The 26325-nt window shown below is 63.5% G+C and carries 25 protein-coding genes; 12 read left to right on the forward strand and 13 right to left on the reverse strand.

The annotated features are described in order from the left end of the window. A partial coding sequence (gene rpmA, locus SX243_13515) for a 50S ribosomal protein L27 (protein MDY7093980.1) occupies positions 1 to 212 on the reverse strand: 212 nt, incomplete at its 3' end. Between the two features lie 48 nt (positions 213 to 260). Next, positions 261 to 578, reverse strand: coding sequence for a 50S ribosomal protein L21 (gene rplU / locus SX243_13520; protein ID MDY7093981.1), 318 nt, complete (start codon positions 576 to 578; stop codon positions 261 to 263). A 234-nt stretch (positions 579 to 812) separates the two neighbouring features. Here rplU and SX243_13525 point away from each other — a divergent pair, with 234 nt between their 5' ends. Next, positions 813 to 989, forward strand: coding sequence for a hypothetical protein (locus SX243_13525; GenBank protein MDY7093982.1), 177 nt, complete (start codon positions 813 to 815; stop codon positions 987 to 989). A gap of 21 nt (positions 990 to 1010) precedes the next feature. On the opposite strand, the gene SX243_13530 is transcribed toward SX243_13525, so the two are convergent. Then, complete coding sequence (locus tag SX243_13530; protein MDY7093983.1) at positions 1011 to 2357, reverse strand: ATP-binding protein; 1347 nt, start codon at positions 2355 to 2357, stop codon at positions 1011 to 1013. Positions 2358 to 2612: 255 nt separating this feature from the next. Here SX243_13530 and SX243_13535 point away from each other — a divergent pair, with 255 nt between their 5' ends. The 6 genes from SX243_13535 to queA all read left to right on the forward strand — a co-directional run bounded on the left by SX243_13535 (position 2613) and on the right by queA (position 9472). Next, entirely contained in the window at positions 2613 to 3059 is a 447-nt protein-coding gene (locus SX243_13535) for an Hsp20/alpha crystallin family protein (GenBank protein MDY7093984.1), read from the forward strand. Positions 3060 to 3232: 173 nt separating this feature from the next. Further along, positions 3233 to 4891 (forward strand): ABC transporter substrate-binding protein, encoded by a 1659-nt coding sequence (locus SX243_13540; protein ID MDY7093985.1) that lies wholly within the window; start codon positions 3233 to 3235, stop codon positions 4889 to 4891. 12 nt (positions 4892 to 4903) lie between these two features. Continuing rightward, on the forward strand, positions 4904 to 5872 hold the full coding sequence (locus tag SX243_13545) for an ABC transporter permease (protein MDY7093986.1): 969 nt from the start codon (positions 4904 to 4906) through the stop codon (positions 5870 to 5872). Positions 5873 to 5876: 4 nt separating this feature from the next. Then, positions 5877 to 6950: an ABC transporter permease gene (locus SX243_13550; GenBank protein MDY7093987.1), complete on the forward strand. Its 1074-nt coding sequence runs from the start codon at positions 5877 to 5879 to the stop codon at positions 6948 to 6950. 61 nt (positions 6951 to 7011) lie between these two features. Further along, positions 7012 to 8322: an MFS transporter gene (locus SX243_13555; GenBank protein MDY7093988.1), complete on the forward strand. Its 1311-nt coding sequence runs from the start codon at positions 7012 to 7014 to the stop codon at positions 8320 to 8322. Between the two features lie 34 nt (positions 8323 to 8356). Then, the gene (queA, locus tag SX243_13560) at positions 8357 to 9472 is read left to right on the forward strand and encodes a tRNA preQ1(34) S-adenosylmethionine ribosyltransferase-isomerase QueA (GenBank protein ID MDY7093989.1); all 1116 of its coding nucleotides are present in this window, start codon (positions 8357 to 8359) and stop codon (positions 9470 to 9472) included. Positions 9473 to 9537: 65 nt separating this feature from the next. Here the strand turns inward: queA and SX243_13565 are convergent, their stop codons facing one another. From SX243_13565 to SX243_13585, 5 genes are all read right to left on the reverse strand, one after another. After that, positions 9538 to 10230, reverse strand: a complete 693-nt coding sequence (locus tag SX243_13565; GenBank protein ID MDY7093990.1) for a VIT family protein — start codon at positions 10228 to 10230, stop codon at positions 9538 to 9540. 434 nt (positions 10231 to 10664) lie between these two features. Then, positions 10665 to 11096: an EVE domain-containing protein gene (locus SX243_13570; protein ID MDY7093991.1), complete on the reverse strand. Its 432-nt coding sequence runs from the start codon at positions 11094 to 11096 to the stop codon at positions 10665 to 10667. A gap of 97 nt (positions 11097 to 11193) precedes the next feature. Further along, entirely contained in the window at positions 11194 to 12207 is a 1014-nt protein-coding gene (locus SX243_13575; protein ID MDY7093992.1) for a hypothetical protein, read from the reverse strand. A gap of 502 nt (positions 12208 to 12709) precedes the next feature. Further along, entirely contained in the window at positions 12710 to 13174 is a 465-nt protein-coding gene (locus tag SX243_13580) for a hypothetical protein (protein ID MDY7093993.1), read from the reverse strand. Then, positions 13175 to 14794: a hypothetical protein gene (locus SX243_13585; GenBank protein MDY7093994.1), complete on the reverse strand. Its 1620-nt coding sequence runs from the start codon at positions 14792 to 14794 to the stop codon at positions 13175 to 13177. Positions 14795 to 15284: 490 nt separating this feature from the next. Between SX243_13585 and SX243_13590 the strand changes: the two genes are divergently transcribed. After that, a complete protein-coding gene (locus tag SX243_13590) occupies positions 15285 to 16439 on the forward strand; it encodes an IS4 family transposase (protein MDY7093995.1) in 1155 nt (384 codons plus the stop codon). 92 nt (positions 16440 to 16531) lie between these two features. Here the strand turns inward: SX243_13590 and SX243_13595 are convergent, their stop codons facing one another. Continuing rightward, positions 16532 to 17182, reverse strand: a complete 651-nt coding sequence (locus tag SX243_13595; GenBank protein ID MDY7093996.1) for an EcsC family protein — start codon at positions 17180 to 17182, stop codon at positions 16532 to 16534. A gap of 867 nt (positions 17183 to 18049) precedes the next feature. On the opposite strand from SX243_13595, the gene SX243_13600 reads away from it, so the two are divergent. Beyond that, positions 18050 to 19165 carry an IS3 family transposase gene (locus tag SX243_13600; protein ID MDY7093997.1) on the forward strand — a complete coding sequence of 372 codons (1116 nt, stop codon included), beginning with the start codon at positions 18050 to 18052 and terminating at the stop codon, positions 19163 to 19165. 63 nt (positions 19166 to 19228) lie between these two features. Here SX243_13600 and SX243_13605 read toward each other — a convergent pair whose 3' ends face one another. Beyond that, positions 19229 to 19480 carry a hypothetical protein gene (locus SX243_13605; GenBank protein MDY7093998.1) on the reverse strand — a complete coding sequence of 84 codons (252 nt, stop codon included), beginning with the start codon at positions 19478 to 19480 and terminating at the stop codon, positions 19229 to 19231. 326 nt (positions 19481 to 19806) lie between these two features. Here SX243_13605 and SX243_13610 point away from each other — a divergent pair, with 326 nt between their 5' ends. Further along, positions 19807 to 20040 (forward strand): hypothetical protein, encoded by a 234-nt coding sequence (locus SX243_13610; GenBank protein ID MDY7093999.1) that lies wholly within the window; start codon positions 19807 to 19809, stop codon positions 20038 to 20040. A 37-nt stretch (positions 20041 to 20077) separates the two neighbouring features. Here the strand turns inward: SX243_13610 and SX243_13615 are convergent, their stop codons facing one another. Both SX243_13615 and SX243_13620 read right to left on the reverse strand, forming a co-directional pair. After that, on the reverse strand, positions 20078 to 21328 hold the full coding sequence (locus tag SX243_13615) for a tetratricopeptide repeat protein (protein MDY7094000.1): 1251 nt from the start codon (positions 21326 to 21328) through the stop codon (positions 20078 to 20080). Between the two features lie 3 nt (positions 21329 to 21331). Continuing rightward, positions 21332 to 21619 carry a hypothetical protein gene (locus tag SX243_13620; GenBank protein MDY7094001.1) on the reverse strand — a complete coding sequence of 96 codons (288 nt, stop codon included), beginning with the start codon at positions 21617 to 21619 and terminating at the stop codon, positions 21332 to 21334. Positions 21620 to 21781: 162 nt separating this feature from the next. Here SX243_13620 and SX243_13625 point away from each other — a divergent pair, with 162 nt between their 5' ends. Continuing rightward, complete coding sequence (locus SX243_13625; GenBank protein ID MDY7094002.1) at positions 21782 to 23068, forward strand: tetratricopeptide repeat protein; 1287 nt, start codon at positions 21782 to 21784, stop codon at positions 23066 to 23068. 51 nt (positions 23069 to 23119) lie between these two features. On the opposite strand, the gene SX243_13630 is transcribed toward SX243_13625, so the two are convergent. Continuing rightward, the gene (locus SX243_13630; GenBank protein ID MDY7094003.1) at positions 23120 to 23383 is read right to left on the reverse strand and encodes a hypothetical protein; all 264 of its coding nucleotides are present in this window, start codon (positions 23381 to 23383) and stop codon (positions 23120 to 23122) included. A gap of 275 nt (positions 23384 to 23658) precedes the next feature. On the opposite strand from SX243_13630, the gene SX243_13635 reads away from it, so the two are divergent. After that, a partial coding sequence (locus tag SX243_13635; GenBank protein ID MDY7094004.1) for a hypothetical protein occupies positions 23659 to 26325 on the forward strand: 2667 nt, incomplete at its 3' end.

The raw sequence follows: 26325 nt of genomic DNA on the forward strand, positions 1-26325 counted from the left end.
TCCTGGAAGCGGACCACGCCGTCGGAGGTGGCGAAGAGGGTGTCGTCCTTGCCCCGCCCGACGTTCTCGCCGGGGAAGAAGCGAGTCCCCCGCTGACGCACGATGATGGAGCCGCCGGTGACGAACTGGCCACCGTAACGCTTGACCCCGAGGTGCTGGGGATTGGAGTCGCGACCGTTGCGACTGGAACCCTGTCCTTTTTTATGAGCCATGGTGTTGAGTCTCCTGCCGATGCCCGCGCGGCGAGCGCGAGCCGGCGATCAGGCCTGGATATCCTTGATGCGGACGCGCATCAGGTCCTGGCGATGGCCGCGGGTCCGGCGATATTGCTTGCGGCGCTTCATCTTGAACACCAGCACCTTGGGACCGCGCACGCGGTCGACCAGCTCTGCGCTGACCTTGGCGCCGTCGAGCACCGGGCTGCCGATCTGGGTCCCGTCGTCGCCGGAGACCATCAGCACGCGGTCGAAGTGAACCTCGCTGCCGCGGTTGCCCGCGTCCTTGAGCAACTCCACGTCGATCACGTCGCCGGGCTGAACCCGATATTGCTTGCCGCCTGTTTCGATCACAGCATACATACTTGAAACACTCCTACTCTGAACTCTTACCGAGAATCCACGCCAGACTAGGTCCACAACGGCGTGGACGGCGCAGAATACCACGGGGGCCTGACCGGGTCAAAGGATTCTGCTCATGAGTGGTGACTGGACCGGAAAGCCGCCCGTCGAGATGGTGGGCTGGCGCCCATTCTACGGCCCCTTGCCTCATCCTTCGGGGCGAGAGCATAGAATCAACGGTGGAGGTAGAAGAATATGGCGAGCGTCCCCGACTATCTGATCTGCATCGAGTGCGAAACCCCGTGCTACGAGTTCGAATGGGCCGAAGGCAAGCTCATCGAGGTCATGTGCCTGGCCTGCGGCAACGAGGACACCGACTCCTTCAGCACCCAGGAAGATCTGGACGCCATGATCGGCGCCGCCGACGACTGAGGCTCTTCGCCAATAAAGACGTCAGGCCGCTTCCGGCAGCACCAGCCGCACTGTGGTGCCCTCCCCTGGCTCGCTCTCCACCTGCACTTCCGCCTGGTGCGCCTTGGCGATGCGGTCGACGATGGCCAGCCCCAGCCCGGTACCCCCCTTGCGGGTGGAGAAGAAGAGCTCGAACATCTTCTCCCTCTCCTCGGCATCCATGCCGGCGCCGTTGTCCTCCACCTCCAGAATCACCTTCGAGCCCTGACGCTTGGCCCGCAGCACGATGCGCGGCGGACGGCCGGTATCCTCGGTGGCCGCCAGGGCATTGCTCACCAGATTGATCAGCAGCTGCTGCATCTGCCCTGAATCCACCGCCACCCGAGCGCCACCGGCGCCGTCCTCCACCACCGCATCCACCCGCCGGCTGCGCAGCTCGCCGGCCATTCCCTGGCAGGCCTTCTCCAACAGCTCCACCGCCGGCACTGCCTCTCGTTCCAGAGGGCGGTGCCGGGCATAAGAAAGAAAGTCCGTGGCCAGCCGCTCCAGGCGGTCGATCTCGCTGCGGGTGATGGTCAAGAGGCGCTGACTGCTGGAGCCCTGATCGCGGCGATCCGCCACCTCTTCTTCGAGCATCTGCATATTGAGGCTGAGGGAATTGAGGGGATTGCGGATCTCGTGGGCCAGGCCCGCCGCCAGCGTACCGATGTAGGCCATGCGCTTGGATTCCGCCGCCTGATCCTCCAAACGCCGGGCGCGGCGCAGCAGCAGACCGATGGCCAGATAGGCGGTGAGCAGCAGCAAGACGGTGACGGCGCCGATCACCGCCATGCGCCGAATCAGCTCCTGGCGGAGCTCTGCCACTCGGCGCTCCAGCTCCTGGCGATCCACCGCGATGCGCAGCAGGGCAAAGTCACCAATGGCCTCCTCCACCTGCCAGCTGGCCTGTTGCTCGCTGACCTGGTGCTCGATTTCCGGCCCGTCCTCCCCCGCCACCAGCTCCGCCAGCCGCTCCGGCTCCGGCAGAGCCGGGATGGTGGTGCGGGAATCCTTGCGGTAGACCACGATGCCGTCGCTGTCGGTGACCTCGACGGTTTCCACCAGGTCGCGCTGCAGCAGCACGTCCTCGATATAAGACCGGGTCTCCTGGGAAACCACCATGGTGGTGAAGAGGTCTCGATCCTGCCCTTCGGCGGCCTGAGCCAGCTGGTCCGCCAGCTCGCTGGCCTCTTCCCGGGTATCCAGGAGGATGCGGTCCATTTCGCGCTTGGAAAGGGAATCGAGGATCAACCAGCCGAAGAGGGCGATGTCGAAGAGGACGAAGAGCCCGAAGACCACCAGCCCAATGAATAGCCGGCGCTGGAAGGGAGAAGTCTCGGCGCTGGCCATGGCGAGAGGATACCACTCCGGCCCGCGCCCGGACTGACCGACCTCGGCTCACCTCTTGACATACCTGAGTGCTTTTGACTAATATTCACTCAGGACGCGGGAATAATGAACAAGACCTGAGCGTTCTACTGTAATGACGACAGTCGGAATCCTCACCAAGAGGCTTCCGGAGGAGCCAAAAGCCTCCCGGATCGACTGAGTCAAGTGACGAGAACGAGACCGATCGACCGAGATAAGCCAGAAGGAGGACACACCATGACCGTTGGAATCACTCGCTGGAACCCTGGAAACGACCTGTTCAACGACCGCTTCACCCGCCTCTTCGACCAGATGTTCGAGCGCGGCCTGCGTCCGTCGACGGAGGAGTACTCGAATCGCAACTGGCTTCCCGCCATGGACATTCGGGAGACCGCCGACGAGCTGATCCTCGAAGCCGAGCTCCCGGGGGTGAAGAAGGAAGACGTCAGCCTGAGCCTGGAGAACAACGTCCTCACCCTCACTGGTGAGCGCAAGTTCGAGAAGGATGTGGACAAGGAGAGCTATCACCGCATCGAGCGGGCCTATGGAGCCTTCTCCCGCGCCTTCACCCTGCCGCGCAACGTGCGCGCCGACGAGGCCAAGGCCAACTTCAGCGACGGCGTCCTGACCATCACCCTTCCCAAGGTGGACGAGGCCAAGCCCCGGCGGCTCGAGATCCAATAAGCTCGAAGCCCGCTCCGGCGGGCACCCTCGCCACCACCACCAGCCCCACCCTCTGCGGTGGGGTTTGGTGTATCAGCACACCTCGATGTTTCCTGCAGACTGCTATGGGCGGCATGAATTGACCCACTGCGGGCACTCAAGTACGATGAGGCACACACCCGCGATGTTGTGCGATGACCTCCTCTAAATCCCTCCAAAGCCTGCTCCTCGTCCTCTTCTTGGGGCTGGCTCCGTTCCTCGCTGGCTGCGGCGGTGACGACGGCACGGGGGAGGGTCCCCCCCACGGACCGATCCCCGAGGAACCGGTGCGCGGCGGCACCGCCGTCATCGGCTATACCGGCGACATCAGCGGCGTCAACATCCTCGCCACCAGCAGCTCCCAGCCCACCACCGAGCTCTGCCAGCGCCTCTTCCTCAGCCTGCTGGAAGAACAGCCCGACTACCAGGAGAGCCCTCCCACCTTCCGCCCGGAGCTGGCCGAGTCCTGGGAATTCAGCGAGGACAACAAGACTCTGACCTTCCACATCCGCAAAGGCTTGGTGTGGAGCGACGGCGTCCCCATCACCGCCGAGGACGTACGCTGGACCTGGGAGGCTCAGACCTCCCCGGAGATCGCCTGGGACAACGCCAGCCTCAAAGCCACCATCACCCAGGTGGAGGTCCTGGACGAGCACACCGTCCGCTTCCATTTCACCCACGCCTACCCGGGACAGCTGGTGCACGTCAACGAGGGCGTGATCCTGCCCAAGCACGCATGGGAGAAGCTGCCGTTCTCCGAGTGGCGGCGCAATGGCCGCTGGTTCGTCGACAACCTGGTGGTCAGCGGCCCTTTCGATCTGGAGGATTGGAAGCCTCAACAAGAGATCGTCCTGCGCCGCAACGAGCGCTATTTCGAGCCCGGCAAGCCCTATCTGGACCGGGCCGTCCTGCGCATCATTCCGGACAGCGCGAGCCAGCTCACCCAGCTCCTGGCGGGCAGCCTGGACTTCATGCGGCAGGTGCCGGCGGCGACGGCGGACCGTGTGGCCGCCGGGCCGGACACCAAGCTGGTGACCTTCTGGCCGCCCCAATTCACCACCCTGATCTGGAATCTGCGCAACCCCCTCTTTGCCGACACCCAGGTGCGCCAAGCCTTGACCCTGGCCATCGACCGCCAGGCCATCGTCGACACCATCTGGTTCGGCTACGCGCGCACCTCGCCGTCGCCTTACATAACCAGCGTCTGGGGACACAACCCCGACATCGAGGAGTTCCCCTACGATCCCGACCAAGCCCGGGAGCTGCTGGCCGCCGCCGGCTGGAAGGACGCGGACGGCGACGGAATCCTCGACCGGGACGGCCAGCCCTTCCGCTTCGAGCTGATGGTCAACGCCGGCAATCAGGAACGAGTGGACGCCGCAGTGATGATCCAACAGCAGCTGCGCCAGGTGGGAATCGACGTCCAGCCCGCCACCCTCGATTGGAACGCCATCGGCGACCTCCTCGACCGCCGCGCCTTCGAAGCCACCATCACCGGCCTCGCCGTCGAGACCAGCCTCGACCTCAGCCCCTACTTCCACAGCCAGTCCATCGAGGAGCGCCTCAACCTCAGCTCGTACTCCAATCCTGAAGTGGACCGGCTGCTGGAAGCGGCCCGCTCCGAGCTCGAGCTGGAGAACAGCAAACCGTATCTCTACAAGATCCAAGAGCTCCTGCACCGCGACCAGCCCATGACCATCCTGTGGGAGCCCCAGCGTCTGGTGGGTATGAGCTGGCGCCTCCAAGGAGCCCGCCCCAATCCCATCAGCACCCTGCACAACCTCCACGAGTGGTGGCTGATCCCGGAATCGTGAGCGGAGAGCCCTATGGCCGGCCCCATCTTCCGGCGCTTGGCATCCTCCGTGATGCTGCTCTTCCTGGTCCTCACCCTGACCTTCCTGCTGGTCCGGCTGGCGCCGGGAAGCCCCCTCACCCTATTTGAGAATCCCCGGCTCACCGCCGAGCAGATCGAGAATCTGCGTGCCTCCTACGGCCTCGACAAACCTCTTCACGAGCAATATCTGAGCTGGCTCGGCGCCATCGTCCTACGAGGCGATTGGGGCATCTCCTTCACCCATCAGCGGCCGGCCCTGGACCTCATCCTGGAGGCCCTCCCCAACACGCTGCTGCTGGGCCTCACCGCCCTGCTGCTGCAATACGGCGGCGGTCTGTTGCTGGGGGTCTTCGCCGCCCGGCGGGTGGGCACCTTCTACGACTCGGCGTTGCGGGTGGTGTCCCTCTTCCTCTACTCCATCCCCCGCTTCTGGCTCGGTTTCATCCTCATCCTGCTCTTCCATCTGCACTGGCATCTGCTCCCCGCCGGCGGCATGGCCAGCGCCGGGGGCGTCGACGGGCCGGCCTCGGCCCAGGCCCTCGACGTCCTCCGCCACCTGCTGCTGCCGGCGCTGGTGCTGGGGGGCACCTCCGCCGCTCCCGTGGCCCGCTTCGTCCGCAACAGCCTGCTCGACAGCCTGGGCCAGGACTATGTGCGGACGGCGCGGGCCAAAGGCTTGTCGGAAGGGCGGGTGCTGTGGGTCCACGGGCTGCGCAACAGCCTGGTACCGGTGGCCCAGCTCTTCGGCCTGTCCCTGCCGGCGGTGCTCAACGGCGCCCTGGTCACCGAGATGGTCTTCGCCTGGCCCGGCCTGGGGCGGCTGCTCTACCTGGCGGCCACCTCCCGGGACTACCCCCTGGTCCTCGCCGGCACCGCCTTCAGCGCCGTGTTGGTGATCCTCGGCAATCTGCTGGCGGATCTGCTGCACCAGGCCCTGGATCCTCGGGTGCGGGATGCTTAGAGGAATGCTCAACACACACCCTTCCGGCCGGAGCTTTCTGTCCTTGGGCGGAGTGCGGGAGCTGCAGATCGGCCTTCTGCTCCTCGCCCTGCTGGCGATTCCGGCGCTGCTGCCGACGCCCCAGGAGCCCTCGGCGCAGGTGGATTCCGCATCCAGCCGGGACCGTCCTCCCGGCACCCGGCTGCTGGAGGTGCAGCTCAGCGAGGGCCGCATTCGGCTCGCCGACGATGTGCGAATCACCGGCGCCTCGGCGCGCATCCAACGCCGGGAGATGGTGGAGGTGGTGAGCACCGACGAGATCCTCAACCTCCGGGACGGCGCGATCGCCGACACCCGCACCTTCTACCTGGGCACCGACAGCCTGGGGAGAGACATCCTGTCGCGGCTGATGGGCGGCGCCCGCATCTCCCTCTCCATCGCCCTGCTGGCCATGCTCCTGGCCTTCACCCTCGGTCTCACCGTCGGCTCCCTCGCCGCCATCGGCCCCCGCTGGCTCGACGAGCTCCTGATGCGCACCGTCGATGCCCTCCTCGCCTTCCCCCAACTCTTCCTGATCATCGCCCTGGCGGCCCTCTTCCGCCCCAACACCTGGTGGATCATCCTGCTCCTCGGCGGCACCAGCTGGATGACCCTCACCCGCCTGGCGCGGGCGGAGATCGTCAGCCTGCAGAAGCAGGAGTTCGTCCTCGCCAGCCGCAGCATCGGCCTGCACCCGCTGGCAGTGCTCACCCGCCACCTGCTGCCCAACGCCCTGACGCCCCTCATCGTTTCGTCGGCGCTGCTGGTGGGCAATCTGATCCTGGCGGAGGCCGCCCTCTCCTTCTTCGGCTTCGGCGTCCGGCCCCCGACGCCCAGCTGGGGCAATATGGTGCGCAACAGCTACGACAGCCTGGGCAGCACCTGGTGGGCCGCCCTCTTCCCCGGCATCGCCATCGCGCTGACGGTCATCGCCTTCAATCTGGTGGGGGACGGCCTGCGGGACCGCCTCGACCCCAAGCGCCGCTCCTCCAGCCCGTCGGCGCCGCTGCCGGAACCCGCCTCGGTCTCGGACCCGGATCTCGCCCGCAGACCCTGGTAGACATCCCGGCCCCTCGAGAGCGCCCCCGACTTTCATCAAGGGCTGTTAGACTGCGCCGGCTATGACCCAAGCCACCGAGAACGGGCCGCCCTCTGAGCCCTCCGCCGGCCAGCGCCGGCGCGGCCCCCTGAGCATCATCTTCTTCACCATCCTGCTGGATCTGCTGGGCTTCGGCATGATCCTGCCGCTGCTGCCCTTCTACGCCCTCACCTACGGCGCCAGCGCACTGGAAATCGGCCTCCTCTCCTCGGTCTACAGCCTCGGCCAATTCCTCTTCGCCCCCTTCTGGGGCCAGCTCTCGGACCGCTGGGGCCGCCGCCGGGTGCTCCTGGTCACCATCTTCGCCACCAGCATCGCCCACCTGCTGCTGGCCCTGGCGCCCAGCCTGTGGATGCTCTTCCTGGCCCGCGCCGCCGCCGGCATCTTCGCCGCCAACTACTCCACCGCCCAGGCCTACGTAGCGGACGTCACCACCGGCAAGGACCGCGCCAAGGGCATGGGCCTGGTGGGCGCCGCCTTCGGCCTCGGCTTCGTCCTCGGCCCGGCCATGGGCGCGATCCTGGCGGAAGTCGGCGGCCACGTGGCGGTCCCCCTGGCCGCCGCCGCCCTGTCGCTGCTCAACTTCGTCCTCGCCGTGGTTCGCCTGCCGGAGTCCTTGCCCCCGGAGGCCCGGCACACCGGCGAGGAGCGCTTCCGCCTCCGCTGGTTCGACTTCCGAGGCCTCGAGGAAGGCTCCGAAGCGGCGGACGGTGGCGGCGGCGAAGGCCGCAAGCGATCGTTGATCTGGCTGCTGGCGCTGGTCTTCCTGGTGGTCTTCGCCTTCTCCGCCATGGAATCCATGCTCGCCCTCTTCTGCGAGGAACGCTTCGGCTTCGGGGTGAAGGAGACGGGACTGCTCCTCGTCTTCATCGGCGTGCTGATGGTGATCATCCAGGGCGGCCTCATCGGCCGCCTCACCCACCGCTTCGGCGAGCGGGCGCTGATCCTCACCGGCATCGTGGTGATGATGGCCGGCCTGGCGCTGCTACCCCTGGCCTTCAATCTCGGCCTGCTGCTCCTCTTCTCCGCCCTGCTGGCCATCGGCTCCGGCCTCTACACCCCGTCCATCCCGGCCCTCATCAGCCGCCTCACCAGCGCCGGCCGCCAGGGCGCCACCCTCGGCCTCACCCGTTCCCCCAGCTCCCTGGCCCGCGCCGTAGGGCCGTTCTGGGGCGGCTGGATGTTCGAGCATCTGGGGCCGGAATGGCCGTTCTGGGGCAGCTCGGTGGTGATGGTGCTGGCTCTCGTCCTGGGCGTCTGGGTCCTCGCCGGCTGGCGTTCTGCAACTCCTGCATCGGGCGGCGCTCTCTCGACCGTCCCGGTGGACGAGTAGCTCTCCGCAGATCGAGCCTCCGAGGAGGGAACCCGTGCTGACCCGCGATTTCGATTTCGAGCTCCCCGAAGAGCTCATCGCCCAACGCGCCCTCCCCCGGGGCCAGAGCCGCCTCTTGGTCCTCGACGCCGAAGGCGAGGACCGCCACCGCCTCATCGCCGACCTGCCCCAGCTGCTCCAGCCCGGCGACCTGCTGGTGGTCAACGACACCCGCGTGATCCCCGCCCGCCTCTTCGCCCACCGCCCCACCGGCGGCAAGGTGGAGATCCTCCTCGTAGAGCCAGTCCCCCGCGAGAGCTCCTCCAGCGAGAGATCCGCCGAGGGCAGCGAGCCCGCGCCGGAAGGGGATGCCCCGTCTCTGGAGCGGGAAGTCCCGTCTCTGGAATGGGAAGTTCTCGTCAAGCCCGGCCGCAAGGCCCGCCCCGGCACCATCCTCCAGCTCCCCGACGGCCCGAGCCTCGAGATCCTCTCCAAAGGCGACGACGGCCGCCACCGCGCCCGCTTCGACCAGCCCATCGAGCCGCACCTGGAGCGCCTGGGCCATGTCCCCCTGCCGCCGTACATCAAGCGCCCCGACGAAGCCTCAGACCACGAGCGCTACCAAACCGTCTTCGCTCGCCACCCCGGCGCCATCGCCGCCCCCACCGCCGGGCTGCATTTCTCCGACGAGCTGCTCCAGCAGCTAGAAGACCGCGGCATCCGCCGCACCACCGTCACCCTCCACGTCGGCATCGGCACCTTCAAACCGGTCACCGCCGAGCTCGCCCACGAGCACGTCATGGACCGGGAGCGCTGGCGCGTCAGCGAGGAAGCCGCCGAGGCCATCCGCTCCACCCGCGCCGCCGGCGGCCGCATCGTCGCCGTCGGCACCACCGTCGTCCGCACCCTGGAAAGCGCCGCCCGCGCCAGCGGCGGCGAGATTCTCCCGGGGTCCGGCAACACCGACCTCTTCATCCGCCCCGGCTTCCCCTTCCAAGCCGTCGACCTCCTCCTCACCAACTTCCACCTCCCCCGCTCCACCCTCCTCATGCTCGTCAGCGCCCTCGCCGGGCGAGAGCGGGTGCTGGATGCGTACCGGGAGGCGGTGGAGCGGAGGTATCGGTTCTATTCCTATGGGGATGCGATGCTTGTGGGGCGGGGGGAGGGGTAGGCAACCTGCCGACCTGCGTCGCGCCACCGGCAGCATGTCCAGGTAGACCGGTCGGCTCCGCAGCGTCAGGTGGAGATCCCAAAGAGCACGCCGATGCCCGCCGTCGCGGCCATGGCCAAGGCGCCCCAGAACGTCACGCGCCCGATGGCAACGCCTACCGGAGCTCCGCCGGCCCGGGCAGAGATCCCCCCCAGCAGTGCTAGAAATCCCAAAGACGTAATCGAGACCACCACGGGTACCCGCTCCAACGGCGCTAGAAAGACGGTCAGAAGCGGAAGGGCCGCTCCGATGGCGAAGGTAGCGGCGGACGCCAGAGCTGCCTGGATGGGGCGCGCGGTGGTGGCCTCGGAGATCCCCAGCTCGTCCCGCGCGTGGGCGCCGAGAGCATCGTGCTTCATGAGCTGAGTCGCCACCTCCCGGGCCAGCTCCTCACTCAGCCCCCGCCGCTCGTAGATGGCAGCGAGCTCTTCGTGCTCGAACTCGGGGTCGGTCGCCAGCTCCTCGCGCTCCCGTGCCAGGTCGGCGTTTTCGGTGTCCGCCTGCGAGCTTACGGACACGTACTCTCCCGCCGCCATGGACATGGCACCCGCGACGAGTCCGGCCACCCCCGCGATGACCACGGCCCCATGGGTCGACTCCGCCGCAGCCACTCCGACAATCAAGCTCGCCGTGGAGACGATGCCATCGTTCGCGCCCAACACCGCGGCCCGCAGCCAGCCAATGCGATCGATCCGGTGGTTCTCCGAATGGGGGCTCATTCCCGACCTCACCTTTCTACTGGCTCCGGCACGCGCTCCTAGGAGCGCCGTACTGGGTCACAATACATGCAACAACCAGTAGATCATGATTCCGGCGCCCCCCAGGGCCAAAACGACCTGCGGCTTGGCGGATCGGCTCTTCAAGGACCACGCAGAGCAGACCCACGCGAGGATCGCGAGGGGACCCAAGAGGTTCACGCTCCAGATCGCCCAGCTCTCACAATCGAGGCCCAGGAGCCTGCCGGAGCAGCCAGCCAAGAAGGGCCTTGCGGCGAAGACGAAAAGAATCGTCGCCGCGACGATCTCCAGCCATGCGAGCCACCTCAGCATTTGGATGCCTGGCCTTTCCGCAACGAATTGACCTCCCCAGCAGCTGAACGGCAACGCCCCTCGGCGCAGGAGGCGGCCGATTCAGCGTCCCCTTCTCCCGCTCCCTAGGATGCGACTTCGAGTTGAGCGCCCATCGCTTCCGCGATGCGCTCGAAGTCGGCCCGCTCCACCGCGAAAAGCCCCCGCCGGAAGGGGTAGCCCCATCGCTGCTTGTTCTGGATGAAGCTCAATCCCTCGATCAGCGGACGGATCGGTGCCTCCGTACTCTCCAGGAACTCCACCCGCCGCCGCCACGGATGAAAGTCCGGCTTCATCTCCACCTGATAGGGCTCTTCATCCACGATCCGCCCCATCGCTGTGAACGCCTGGAGCGGCTCGCCACCTCGGAATTCCGTCCGAGGAGAGTAGAACGCGATCCAGTCGCCTCGCTCGAGCCGTTGGAGCCGCGTGGGCTTTCCGTGGTCGGCCTGGGTAAAACCGCCCTCCACGCCCGCTTGCACATGATTGCGGGAGACGGTGTTGATCCAGTAGCGCATGGAGTCTGACTTTCAGGATTGCGCGGCTGAGACTTGTCGGGACCGAGCGAGAGGAGCCTCTCAGCCTAGCCCGGCGGCATCGTCACCGCACACCGTCTCATTCGATGAATTGACGACAGACCAGCGTGGCGCCGATCCCGCCACCTTCCCTGTCGGCGACACGGTGCGCTGCGATCTGGATGATCCCTCGAATCTCGTTCCCATTTTCCATCGCACCGTCTCGAACCACGCAGACATCTGCATCGTCAGGATTGGAGGCCCACTCCGGTTGTTTCCCCTTCCTCACCTCATCACAGGCTTCCTTTCCCAGGGACCGCAACACCGACGTGATCACGACCTCTTTCGGAAAGGGGAAGAAGGCTTCGAAGCGATGGATGCTGGAAGCCCCGTTGGTAGGCGCCATATGCTCCAACCGGTACGGCTCCAGACCGAACACGCGAAAGCGACCTGGGTCGTATTCGGTCGTCGTCCTGGCCGGCAAGTATTGGGTGGCTTCCAGAGACCTGGCGGACCTACGAGTCAGAGGCCCTTGCTCCACCATCCTCTCGATGTCTTCCGCCCCACCCGCCGTGCATTCAAATCCATTGGGAGCTGGGTTTTCGGGGTCGTACTGCCACTCGTCCGACAGCAGCGGCCCACACCGGACCACCGTTTGGCCATCGCCCAGGGTCGCGATCTTCATGTCGAGGAAGGTCTGAATGCCGGTGGGGCCTGTCTTGCCGGAGCGGATGATGCAGCTGCCATCTTCGGTGGTCCAGTCGCAGCTCTCGAGTCCCAGGTTCCGAAGAGCTCTCTGGATCACCTCTGACTTGGGAGCGGGGAGGTGCGCATAGTGCCGCTGCGCACCCGAGCCGTAGGGACTCACGCTCTCCAGGTACAGCGGCGCAAAGCCAAAGACGGTCGTCGCTCCCGGTTTGTACACCACGACCCACGGGTCTTCTATCTCTCCTCGCTTCTTTTCTTCTTCGATCCGCGCCCGGGAAAGGTCGAAGTTGGCTTCGAGGCTGTCGATCTGCTCGTCCCACTCGTCCGCGCACTCGAAAGCATTGATGTACTCTCCTCGAGCCTCCCCTGCGACCATGAACAGGAGGCAAACGGTACCCACGATCAACGCTATCCAGCTCGCTCCTCTCACCATTCGGCCTACTCCCTACTAGTCCGCCAATGGATGAACCTGAGCGCCACGCCCGGGCGTGGGAGTCGTGCAGCTGGGTGCCCATCGGCTCTCTAGAGACCTAGTGGCCTGGGTGCTTCCCTGCCTTGGCTCGGATGCGCTCGTACTTGGGGGCGAAGGTATCACGGGGAGGGTTGGAGCTCAGGGGCTCCCGAGAAGACCCTTTAGGAATCACCTCACAGGACCCACAGTGTTGTTCGTGTCCCCAGTCTAGAGTGTCGCTTCTGTGGCCGGCCCTACAGAGGCGAGGAGGGTATCCGGCAAGAACAGGACTTGTACAGCCAACAGAAGCTCCAGCCAGGACACCGCTCCAATCATTACTTGACTTGCAAGTTGAGCGACACGATCAAGCGCTCGCCAAAAGCGTAAACTCCCGGACGCCGAGGCCTCCTTCTCTCGCCCGTTCTCAGGTCCCGAAAAGGACAGATCTGCGCAGCTCTCAAACATCAAGAGGATACCAAGCGCCATCCGCCTTCTTAACCAGGGCCACCTCTTCTCCATTTGACCTCGGGACGCGCAGTAGAGTCTCCAGGAGATCTCTTACAACAGCCTCTTCTATATCTACCCCAAAAGAGACTTGCTTGGCCGACAAGCCTGGCGAACACCGAATCTCGTTAAGAACGACCCCTTGATCCACAGACAAGACAATACCCTTCTTCCTGACGTCCACAAACAAGAAGATCAGCGCAACGATGGCAGAAGGCGCCCAGCCCGACAGAGTAGAGCCCAAAGCAGCAGCAGTGAGAATGCAGACTTCACGAACCAGGTCCATATCCGAGTTTCGAATAGCTGTATATCCACCTGAGGCATTGCGGAGCACTAGATGGAGGCTCCCTCCCACGCCCCCCTCACCCAACAGAGCAAGGACATCAGGAGGAAGACCCGTATCATCAAGCAATCTCATTCACTCACCACCAGATTGAGCCGAAATCATTGCGTAAGCCCCTGAGGCGATAGCAGCACATACACGCTGAAGAACCGGCGATGCCTTTGTAACATGAGGACTATGATCAATACCGGGCACAAAAGAAACAAACAGAGGCTTAATCAAATCATCCTCCGACTGATAGAGCAATGCCACACCATCAGAGCCCTTAGCACGCTCCAAGACAAAACTAGAACCATCCTGACCACTGCCTGCCAGGGCATGAAACCCACTCACGTTGTATGTATCACTATGGCGACCGTGGACATGTTCATGCGGCAGGACTGGACTAAGCACCGGACCGAAGCTAGAGAGCTCATCAAAATCCAACAACCGAAAAGATGCACCTGGAACGAAGACAGTCCAGTGAACTATCCAGACCCAACTCTGGTGAGGCACTAACCCCGGTAGCGAGCTCGGCTTCTCCTCCGAAAAAATAGCCTGAGGAATCTCGGCCCCCAGCTTCAGAAGGCCTGCCACTTCTTGACCGCCCTCGCTCAACCCAAAAGTCGCAAAGAAGTGAAACGACGGATAGTAACAGTCATCTGCTGACGAGAATGGAATTAGCTCACAAACCACATCAGGGGCTGTTGACTTGCCACCAGAGAGCTTTTCTACTGGAAGAGCAAGAGAGTAACGAGCTGTGTCGCTGACTGTTAGTGAGTCTTTCCAGTCTCGATCTGTCACAAAGCCTTTGCCCCTGACCACTCGAGAATCCGCCTCAAAGGCGAGACTTTTCCGCAAGTGCATATCCCTCTGATCCTCAAACTCCACACCTAGAACACCCATAGTACTAAACATCCGCGAAACATCGACCTCGTATGACGCCTGATACCTCACCCCCGCCTTTCGACAGAGAGCGCTCGCACATCGATCCATCCGATCGTCCAGTGGCCTCGAAGTCTTGACGGACTTCATCTCTTCGAAGGCAAGGAATACTTCCCTGGAAATACTCTCGATATATTCCTGGCAACAGTGAGCCTTAAGCGTCTTGAGACGAAGATCAGGAGGATCCTTTCGAACCGCCAGAAGCACTTCACGATCGTCGAAGGCAGCTCTATTCAGTATCTGCGACAGCGGCAGAGACATAGCTCCACGAGCAACCACATAGGCGGCAAATTCGAGAGCTACTAAGACTCGGACATTGGACACATCCCCTTCCGAAGAAGCCAGAAGTTCGCTAATACCAAAGCCTTCGAAGTCAAAGTTCGCGAGCGCCACTGAATACGGGCTAAGCAGAGAGGCGCGAAGACTTCTCGCATCTGCGACCTTACCCCTAGATAACAAATAATTTAACTGCTTATAGGTTGCGTAGCCCTCTTGGCAGTACCAACACTGCTGAATACACAAAGCAACTAGCCTAGATACGGCAGCCGCCTCCGCCTCTCCCTTCCCCCTGACCGAGAGGACCAATCCTTTCAGATACAAACCAAGAGGCGAGGTATCGCAGAGTTGCTTGTGACCTACCTCGTGGGCCCTAGTTGAATTAATATCGATCGCCTCACTCTCGAACAGCAGTGGGGCTTCACCAGGCTGGTACAACCCAGCAACTTCTCCAGCAGTTCTCAAATAAAAGCCCGAGGGCACTTCTTGCTTCACTTTGCTACTCCTTGGCATGAGCTGCCCGCGCTCCTCGACAGGATCTTTACCAGGCACTCTGCCACCCTGCAAATTAAGAACATCTCCGAGCCCCTCCGCGCAGCGCGCATCAGCATATACCTCAAAAAGTTACCAGGCCTTACACTGAACAAATACCGCCACGGCCTTCTCATTTGAAACCCGCGCTTCGCCATTTAGACCCACCTCCCCTTAAGATTTGCTTGCCTCCTTTATGATAGTGCGCCCATGAAGCTATGGTCAAATACCCAAAATGTACTATAGACGAGCCACAGACCTTCTTACTGTGCCTCCTCAGCTTATCTGAGGCCTCCTAGCGCAAATGCAGCTCTCAGTGCGGACAGAACCCACTCATGGTTGGACCGTTGTCACTGCTGTCCCACAAACTCAGAAAAGAAAAGCCTGATTCCGTGACCCCTTGTTACAATGGTGGCGCGACCCAAACCACTGAAAACAAAAGAGCAACCAGGCCTTGACTCATCATTCTATCGTCTTCGCCCAGCTTCTCAAACTCCTTCCTCGACACGAATTCCAGACAGCCGCTCAGCGCCATCATCTTGGCCGCAAACTTCGCTCCATCAGCCGTTGGAATCAGGTCCTTGCTCTGATGGTTACCCAGCTCGCAGGGCGCGTCAGCCTCCGAGACCTCGTCTCGAACTTCAACGCCCAATCCCGCAAGCTCTACCATCTCGGAGCCCGCCGGATTGCCAGGTCTTCCCTGGCCCGGGTCAACGAGCGACAGCCCGCCGAGCTCTTCGAAGAGATCTTCCACCAACTGCTCTCGCGTACGCAGACGGTCGCTCCCGGCCATCGCTTTCGGTTCAAGAAGAGGCTCATCTCCCTCGACGCCTCGATCATCAACCTGACTGCTTCGGTCTTTCCCTGGGCCATCTACCAGGCGAAGAAGGGAGCCATCAAGCTGCATGTGGGGCTGGATCACGAGGGGCATCTGCCGGCTTTCGTCTCCATCACCGAAGGCCGCCAACATGAGATTCACTGGGCTCGCGCCCTCAATCTGCCGGCCGGCAGCGTCGTCGTCTTCGACCGAGGTTTCTTCGACTATGAGCTCTTTAACCGACTGAACCAAAAGGGGATCCGCTTCGTCACACGGATGAAGCGAGACGTTCCCTTCCAGGTGATCCAGCGGAAAAAAGTCTGTCGAGCGAAGGGGCTGACTTCGGATCAGATCATCCGCCTCAAGGGCGCCAATGCCGAACGCTACGGACTCCAGCTCCGTCGGGTCAGGTACCGAGATCCCGAGACCGGAAAACACTACGTTTTCCTCACCAACGACCTGGACCTGGCGGCCTCGACGATTGCCCAGGTTTACCGGGATCGCTGGCAGATCGAGCTCTTCTTCAAGTGGATCAAACAGAACCTGAAGATCAAGAGCTTCCTGGGCAGACCTCGCAACGCGATCTTGTCTCAAATCTGGGTCGCCCTCATTGCCTACTTGCTCTTAGCTTATTTGAAGTTCCTGGGCCGCACGGGCTGGTCGCTTTCTCAGCTCTTACGCCTGCTGCAGCTCAATCTCTTCGAACGTCGAAGCCTCGCAGGCCTACTCAAGCCGCCCGATCAGCCACCGGACCGGCAAAGCGCTCAGCTCACGCTGGAGATCGGGGCGTGAGTTTGTGGGACAGCAGTGCCTATGTGGCCGATCGTGCACCCAGTGGCCATCGCCACCTTGATCCCTGAAGAGCCAAACAAAACCTAATCGGGCTACGACTCTGGGTCTTCATCAAAGATGATGTAAGGATTCGTATAACGACCGTAAGCGGCATCCAAAATGCCATTCATGACCCAAAGATTAACAGCAGCCGACGCGACCCCCCCGAAGACGGGAATCCACTTCGTACTTACCTTTGCTGCCAGTTTTGCCCCCAATTTGGCAGCAGCCTTTGAAGTGATCTTAACCGCCAGCTTCGAGTTTCCCTTCAAGGCGGACTTTGCCAGTATCGTCGCGGTTGTAGCTGCAGCGTACTGCATCCCCACCTTTCCCCCAACCTTAACGACAAACTTTCCAGCCACGACGTGCTGTGACGCCTCTGCAGCACCGGACCAGATCGCTAAGATTGCGTACATATCCTCCTCGTGCTCCACTTCCTCTCCTAGGACATGTCCGACTCCAATCGCTGCACGGGCAGCTGTGCGAAGTAGGTATGCCAGATCTGCGCCTTCGGCCGCAAGCGCCCAAGGGCCGCCCAAGACGCCGGTGGCAAAGCCTGCGCCACCTGTCTTGGCCCGGTTCAAGTTTTTCCACTCTTCGAGGCTATGCTTCGATGCCTCTACCATGAGCTCTGTCTTCGCACCGGACGAATCAAATCGCGCCATTCGTGTAAATGCGTCGACCAGAATGGACTTATCAGCCATAGATTGCCCCACACTTCCCTGTTTTGAGGTATTCCGATACCCGTCTCCCCCCAACCATCGCTCGGGAGTCCCCTGCCAAAACTTGCTCAAGCGACACGCTCGGCCTGTCCCGCAAGACTCTGCACTCATTAAGAATCGCTGATGGAGCATAGAATACGCGCACCTTAGATACACGTCAATAGCAACGACACCCAATAGATTAAGACCGCGGCAATCCGCAACCTCCAAACCTCCACTTCTCCAGCAGTCCTCGCCGCATTAGCGCCCCGGGTAGCCGGCCTAGCGCCCTTCGTCTGAGCGCGCCTCTTGAAACTTCTTCCCGCACCCACAACAAAGTTCGCTATCGCCCCCGCAGATAACAACCTGCTCTTGCTAGGGCCGACAATCGCGAAGACCTCTACGTGCCAACATCCCTTGAATCACTCCATCGCCGATAATCTATGAGCGGAGGAGGTTTGATCATCATGGGTAGACCGAAGGGTTTGCAGGAGGACTCGAGATCGGACTTGGGGACGGAGGAGGAGGCCGGGCAACGGAGTCGGAGCCGGCGCGCGATGGAAGATACCGGCGTCCCGCAACGGCCCCAGCGGCGTCGATTCAGCGCGGAGTACAAGCTCTCGATCCTGGAGGCTGTCGACCGCTGCAGCGAGCCCGGTGAGATCGGGGCGCTGTTGCGGCGCGAGGGAATTTACTCCTCATTGCTGAGCAAGTGGCGCGAGCAGCGACGTCTGGGAGCGCTTGGAGCACTCACGGACAAGCCGGCAGGACGGCCCGTCACTCGGACTCCAGAGTCCCGGGAGCTGGAGCGACTCCGGCGCGAGAATACACAGCTCAGGCATCGGCTCGAGCAGGCCGAGCTGATCATCGATGTCCAAAAAAAGTCTCACGGCTGCTGGGGATCTCGACGGCTCTGCCCAGCAGCGACGGCGAAAGCTGATGGGAGCCGTCGACCAGCTGCGGCCTGAGGTGGGGGTCGTGCGGGCCTGCGACGCCTTCGGAGTCGCCCGAGCCAGCTATTGGCGCTACCGCCATCCGGCCGCAAGAACCGCACAAGCCCGCCGACCCAGACGGAGTCACCGTCGCCTGCCCGACAAAGAACGGCAAGAGGTTCTGGATCTGGCCACCAGCTCTCGGTTCGTGGATGTGGCTCCGGCCGCCATTGTTGCGACGTTGCTCGATGACGACTCCCGCTATCTGTGCGCGGTGCGGACGATGTATCGAATCCTGGCCGAGCAAGGAGCCTCGCAGGATCGGCGCAACCAGCGGCGCCATCCTCAGCGCCCGGTCCCTGAGCTCGTCGCTTCTGAGCCCAATCGCGTGTGGTCGTGGGACATTACGAGGCTGCCGACCCTGCGTCGCTGCCCCGCTCTCTTCCTGTACCTGATTCTGGATATCTACAGCCGCTTCGTCGTGGGTTGGATGGTGGCCGACCAGGAGACCGGCCAGCTGGCGACGCGCTTGGTCCGAGTCACGGCCGCGCGCCAGGGCATCCGCCCCAACACCCTGCAATTGCATGCGGATCGCGGGGCACCGATGATCGCCAAGAGCTTGCGAGATCTGCTCGAGGACCTCGACATTCAACGCAGCTTCTCAAGGCCTCGCACCAGCGACGACAACCCCTACGTGGAGAGCCTGTTCAAGACCGTCAAATACCACCCTGAGTGGCCGGGCTCGTTCAGCTCTCAGACCGAGGCGGAAGCCTGGGCAGGGGCCTTCTTCCGGGCCTACAACGGCCAGCATCGCCATTCGGGCCTGCTGGGCCTGACTCCGGCCACCGTCCATGCGGGCGAGGCCGACGCGGCTTTCCAAGCTCGCCACAAGGTACTGATGGCAGCCTACGAAGCCCACCCCGAACGCTTCGTCGGCGGACCACCCCGACTCCAACAGCTACCCGCGCAGGTATGGATCAACGACCCAACGAAACGTCCCACTGCAGCTGGGGCCTTACTGATTTCTACTGAGAACGTGATTCAAAGTTGTTGACACGTTCCGGACCAGCAGCCGCCCAGGACGGAATCACCTTCTCAACCGCCCGGAAAGCACCCATCACCCACTCCCTGTACTCAGTCTGCCCCAGCCCCAATCCCCCAACCCCCGCACCGCCCCATCCAACTGCTCAGAAAGCTCAACCAACTGCCGAGCCAACCCCTCCCCCACCAGCTCGGAGGTCTCCACCACGAACTGCGACAGATGCTGCAAATCCACCGTCACCGCCTGGACATCCCGGCGGATGGCGGACTCGGAGTGGGTGGTTTCTTGGCCATGAACTGAACGGGCGCCGCGGTAGAGGAGGGACATGGTGTTGCGGAAGGCTTGGCTGTCTTCAGGGGCGGGGAGGAGCCAGAGGGCGGTTTCTCGGCAGCCGATGAAGCGTTCGAGAGTCTCGGGGGGTGGCGATGGCTTCCGGCCTTGGGGGGTACTGGGGTAGGAGGGCCTCCCCTCGGGCCAGAAGCTGGGCGCCTTGCTGGACGGCGGCGCGGGCCAGGGACGATTCCTGAGAATCCAGCGGGCCGTGCGGCCGGAGGCTCCCGGAATTCTGCAGGAAGTGGCGCAGGAAGATCAGGTCGGCGGCGACTGCGCGGAGTCGGGCGTCCAGCGCGGAGATCGGATGCCGAGCCTTACCCGTGGCTTGGGATTTCTTCGTCATCTGCTCTTCTAACATTCGCCCGGTGTGCCGAAACGCCTTCTTGATCCCCGCGTCGGCAAACCAGACCAGCAAGACCTGGCGAAATATCCCTCTGGAGACGCTTGAACAATCACTGGCTGAAGGCGCCGCCCCGGAGGAAGGCTCCTTCGAAGAGCCGGCAGCCTGCGCCTCCCTGGGATTCAACGAGCCCTTGGAATCATCAGTCATCTAGTCTCCTCCTCTACCAACACGGCAAGAATTCCTTCGACTCAAGACTTTGAGTCATTGTCCTCACGCTGGCCACCGGTCGTCGTACCCACTGTACCTGCGGCCTGGGTAGACTCCAACAACACCGCCAACAACGACCGCGGCGGCAGGGCGGTGGGGTGGAAGACGCCGCCGTCGACTAGGCTTTGCTGGGCTTTGGCAAGGTACCTCTGAGGGGACTCCCCGGCGTCCGCTCCGCGGGCCAGCTCGGCCTGCAGCCAGGCGCGGCTCCAGCGGGCCCAGGGATTGGCTGGTTGGGTTGGTTCGGCGACCAGGTTCGCCAGCCGTTCGCGGGCTTCCTCGTGCTCGCCGAGGCGGTGGAGGGTCCAGATCAGGCTGTGCTCGGCGCAGAGGCGCAGGCGGGGATCGAAGGCGGGGCCGAGCTTTTCTGGGTTGAGGATCTCCAAGCATCGGCGCAGATCCTCCGCCGCGGCTTCGAAGTTGGCGGCGGTGGCGTGGGTGGTGGCTCGTTGGAGGAGGGCGGTGGCCAGTTGGGGTGCGCTGCCGAGACCCTCATAGATCGCTACACAGCGATGGTGGAGCTGCAGCGCCTCCGCCAGCTGTCCGCGATCCCGATGCACGAGAGCATCGAGGCCGGCGACCTCCGCCACTCCGAGCGGATCGCCGGAGCCTTGCTCGAGAAAGTAGCGGGCCATGGCAAAGGCCTCTTCCGCCAGCTGAGGGCGCCCGCCCAGGCGCCGGGCGTGGGCGAGGGCGGCCCAGCCGCGGGCCATGAGGTCGCTGATCAGCTCCCGGCCCAGGTGCCCGTCGTCGAGGGCCCAGGCGGTTTCGACAGCGAGCTCAGCGAGGGCGGAGGCTTCCTCAGGGCGCTCGAAGCTCAGGCCGAGGCTCTCCCCCAGCAGACGCTCGCAGAGGGCCCAGCTGCGAAAGCGCTTGCTCCGCCGCACCCGCTGGACCCGCGCCGGCAGATCCGGCAACCGTTGGAGCTCCTGGAAGAGCTTTTCCGCCTGATCGCGCTCCTGTTGCACCCGCTGGCGCAAGCTCTCCACTCGCCCGATCACCCGCTCCACCGCCGCCTCCAACTCCTCCTGGGTCTCCGCGCGCTCCGGTATGGCTTCGGCGTCGCGGCCTTCCGCGGCGGCGCGCCAATAGCCCTGCCACCCAGCGCGGCATTCGGGGCACAGCTCCAACAGATGCCGGAACAGGCTCCGCGCCGCCGCGCGGGGTGACAGGTCGCCGCGCAACAGGGCGTCGCAGCGGGTGGAGTCGAGATGCTTGGCGTCCTCCCCCACCGCTCAGCCCTCATCGTCGCAGGGGTTGGGACCGCGATCCTGAACGCGCTCGCATTTGAGGTCGGTCTCCGGATCTCCAGACGGCACGGTGGCGAGGATCACGCCATGGGTTGATGGATCGGTGGCCGGCTCCTCGGGGGCTGGCTCCACCGCAAGGGGCTCGCCGTGCAGCGTGTCCTCCTCCTCGATCTGTCGCCGCCGCTGGCGGCGCTGATGTTCTGAATCCCGGTCCTGCAGGTCCTGCCGGTCGAGAGCCTCGGCTTTCTCATGTTCTCGAATCGTGCGTACCATGGGGTGCTCTCCTCGTGTAGCAAAGTTTTCCTCTTGCGATGTGCCGCGTGCTCGTAGAAGCGTGCGACGAGGAGAGGCTATTCAAGAAGTTTCGACTTGGAGCACTTTCCGTGTAGACTCGAACCCACTTCTAACTCTCAAATGCGAGCAGGGGCGTGAATCTTGAAGTCTCTTCAGAAAGAGATCAGCAGAAGCCTGATTGAAGCGCTGGACCGAGAGGTGCGCAACCGAGGCCATGGAGCGATCACGAGGCTCGAGCAGGCCCTGGGCCAAAGCACCGGCTGGTGGCGCTACCACGCCGAGGTCGGGAACCTGGACCTTCACCGGTTCCTGGTGGCCCTCGATCACCTGGGGCTGGACCCGGTCCTGTTCATCCGGCGGCATCTGGACAGCCCCGATGGGCTGGAGCTCGATCAACCCCGGGGCCCCGCGCCGAAGATTGTGGAGACCAGCTGGCAGCGGCTGTGCTCGGAGGACGACGGCCCTGGGCTTGGCCAAGCCTTTCTGGATCGCGTAGATCAGCAGCGCTACCACGAACCGACGAAGGCGCTGGAAGTGCTGCAAACGATGGTGAGTTTTGCGAGCCTGGACGAGCTGCCGCGGCTGCTCGCGATCACAGGAGCGGCGCTGCGGGCGCAGATGGACTTCGCCGGTGCAGAACATGGCTACTACGCTGCGATCCAGGGCGCACAGCTCCGGAGAGACCAGCGCGGAGTAGGCAATTTCCTACGCTGGTACTCCTACATCCTTCTGGAACGAGGGCAGTGGGAAGAGGCCCTACGAGTGACCGAGCGAGCAACGGCGATCCTGGCCCGCGAGGGTGATTCCTTGGGATTGGCAAAGGCTTGCTTCGAGCAGGGCCAGTGCCTGTACTACTTGGATCGTCTACCCGAGGCTCTGCAAGCCTTTCAAGCCGCGCTCGATCGACTCCCAGAACATGAGGCCCAATACCGCTCCTCTGCGTTCCAGTTCTGTGGCCTCGTCCATCGGGATTCTGGACAGTTGCAGAAGGCCGTAGGCTGTCTGGATGCAGCCAACAGCTACTCGGACTCTCTTTCCCCCAAGCTCAACGCAAAGCTGACTTGGTTCCGAGCCAGCATCCTCGGAGAGCTGCAGGACTGGGAGCAGGAGGAGCGCCTTCTCGGGAAAACAATTCAAACGCTTCAGAGAACCCACTATGGGGAGGCAGCGCTCGCAACCTGCGACCTCGTTCGGAATCTTCTGATCCAAGATCGACCGATGGAGGCATTCGAAGTTGCCACATCGATGCGACAGCTCGTGGAACCACTGAGTTCAAACCGATTGGTCTCGGCAGCAATCGCAGAACTGCTCAGATCTGGCAGAGAAGGGCTGACACTCGCCCTGGTTCAGAAAGTACAGTCTCAAATGCAGAGCGAGCGCCAAAAGAAAGCTAGCTGGTATCAGCTGCGAGTTGAAGCCGAGTACTAACTTCATCGGCAACAGACTTCGGACTGACCGACCAGCCCTTCTCAGATGGAATCAGCCCTCGGGATCCATTCCGGGACCTATCTCGCCAGTGGTAGTGGCGGGGACACAGGACTGCTCGTGCTCTGAAGCAGCAACCCCATCCGGATCCGTCGTCGGCCCCAGCTCTCTCGAACCCTCAAACCAGCCCATCACGATCGCCCCGATTTCCTGCCAGGCAGTGACCGAGGCCTTGGAGACCGGTGCATCCCACGCCATCGCGGTGGGGGCGAGCAACAGGCTGGCAACGAGCAGAAGACTGCAAAATAGAGTACGCATAACTCCTCCATCCGCAGGGATAGAGCCCGAACAACATCGCCCGCACCCTCCCTGCCTGCGCCCTACGCTACGCCTTCGGTGAAATGAGCGCCAAGCGCAAGGGGCAACCTACCCCGCAACGCACGTTTCGCATTCGAGGCAGCGATTCAGCAACTGCCTCTCTCAGCATGTTTGACTTATCAATTCAGACTGGCTAGCGTGAACGGTTACTCATCGTTCACCACGTCCGCGGTGGCTACCGGTTGCGGGCGCTTCTGGGAGTGGGAGGAGGCGGGATGGTTCAGGCTGGCTCAGCTCGGACGGGGACGCTACGGAAACGAGCGGCCCGAGGTGCTAGGAAGAAGGAGCGGTGCTCTTGGTGCCTTCGGCGGGCTCTTCTCGCCTTTCTCCTGATTCTTTCGCCCGCCCCCACCCAGGCCCAGACCTCCGGCGACTGCACCGGCAGCCTCGACTGGATCCTCGGCAACAACCAGGACGACCAGAGCGCCAATTGCAGCGGCTTCCGCTGCTACCCGCCGGTGGCCTCCGAGCCGGTCTTCGAACCCTCCGCCGGCTGCAATCCAGCCCTCAGCCCTTGCCCTATCACCGCCACCGTCGAGCTCACCTTTCCCGGCAACCACCAAAACGAACCGACCGACATCGGTTTCAACTACACCTTCGCCACCGTCGAGGTCCGCGACTCCTCGAACAACCTGCTGGGAGTTTGCGGCCACGCCGGCCAGGTGATTCTGGAGGATACGGGCACCGTCCAATGGGGCTTCACCGGCGCCTGCGGCGACACGGACGTGGCCTTCCAAGTCCAAGCCCGCAGCTGCCCCTGCCAAGGGCCGTTCTGCCCGCTGTGCCAGCACGTGACCATGGTCACGGCCGACCTCAACGTCTCTAACCTCTGCCCCGAGCCGCCCAAAGAGGATTGCCCCGGCGCCAACGCGTACAGCTGCACCAATTGCCTCGGCGTCGGGGGTGGAGGAGCACCTCCCGGCGGCGGCGGTGGGGGCTACGACGGCAAGGGCAAGACCGGCCCCGGTGCCCGCCTCGCCTACAAAGCCGGTGGTGCGGGACATCCCGGCTGGCCCGGCACCGCCGGCTGGCTACCCAACCTGGGGCGCTATTGGTCCCACGACTACGCCCAGCGCATCGTCCCCGACCCCGACGATTCTCATGTCTGGCTGATCACCGACCGCGCCACCTTCCGGGAGTTCTCCAACCTCTCCGGCGGCGTCTATCAGACCACCTCACCCACCGACGAATACCGCACTCTGCGCAAGGTCGGCGCCGGCTGGGAGCTGACTGGCCTCGACGGCACCGTCATGGCCTTTGACGCCGCCGGGAAGTGGATCTCCACCACCGACCGCTTTGGCAATCCGAAGACGGGCGATTACAACGGATTGGGCCAGCTGGAGCAGGTCAGCTTCGCCGACCAGCGCACCGAGCTCTTCACTTACGATGCCGTCACCGGCAAGCTGGACACCATCACGGAAGTGGGCGTCGGTGGCTCACCGTCCCGGACCTGGACTTACATCTGGGACGGCGACGACCTGGGACGCATCGACCTCCCCGACGGCCGTGCCTACGAATTCTTCTATGAAGATCCGCTCCTGCCCGGCTATCTGACCCGCGTCGACCTGGTCGGAACCCTGGGCGGCCGGGAGGTGGACGTGGCCTGGGAGTACGACACCTCCGGCAACGTCCGGGCCATCTGGCGCGGAGACGCCTCCAAGACCGGCCCCGATGCCGTGGACCTCTGGGAGCTGACCTACGACGACCCGGAGCTGCCGGTGGAGACGACGGTGATCGATCCCCTGGGCGCTGCCAGTACCTACACCTTCGGCCGCGATGAGGGCAGCCGCAAGGCCCGGCTGGTGCAGCTCTCCGGCAGCTGCCCGGCTTGTGGCATGACTCCCAACTCCAACATGGACTACGACGACCCGGACCACCCCCTCCGACCCACCCGGGAAACCAACGCTCGGGGCATCCACACGGATCTCACTTTCGACGAGCACGGCCAGGTCTTGACTCGCACCGAAGCCTCCGGCACGGCCTTGGAGCGCACGACCACCTGGACCTACCATCCGACCTACCCGGCCTTGGTGACCGAGGTCGAGCAGCCGTCGGTGGCGGGGGGAGCTTCGGTGCGCACGACTACGATGGTCTACAACTCTGAAGGAGCTTTGGGGGAGCGGCGGATCGAGGGATCGGAGGATCCCGGCGGCGCTTTCAGCTATTCGACCTTCTACACCCCATCGGACGAGGGTCTGCCGGAGGTCGTCGATCCCCCGGGCTACGGCACGGATGACCTGACGACAACCATCTATGACACCACCCGCGGCTCCCTCCTCCCCGAGTCCCGCACCGATCCCCTCATTGGCACCACCACCTTCGCCTACGACGGCTACAATCGCCGCACCGGCGTCACCGACCCCAACGGCGTCACGACCACCACGATGTATGACGCGGCTGATCGGGTGACCTTCGTGATTCAGGAGGGAGCGACACCGGCGGAGGATCTAGTCACCGAGCACCGCTACGACGAATTCGGCCGGCTGTTCCAGACGGTGCTGCCGGAGGGCAACGTCATCGAGTACAGCTACGATTCCGCTGGCCGGCTGATCTCTATCGAGCGCAAACCCGACGACCAACCGACCAGCCACGGCGAGCGCACGGTCTATACCCTCGACGCCGTCGGCAACCGAACCCGCGAGGAGCAGCAGCACTGGGACGGAGCCGGTTGGGTCACCGAGAGCTTCACTGACTTCACATGGGCCAACCGCTGCCAGATGAAGTCAGTGGATCACGCCGACGGTAGCCAGACCGAGTACGTGTACGATTGCGAAGGCAACCTGGAGAAGGTTTGGGACGCCAACCATCCTTCGACCACCCAGCAGAGCGGCCAGACGGAGATCCCGACGACGATGTACTCCTACGACGCGCTGGACCGACTG

The organism is Acidobacteriota bacterium (assembly GCA_034211275.1).
Taxonomy (GTDB): Bacteria; Acidobacteriota; Thermoanaerobaculia; order Multivoradales; family JAHZIX01; genus JAGQSE01.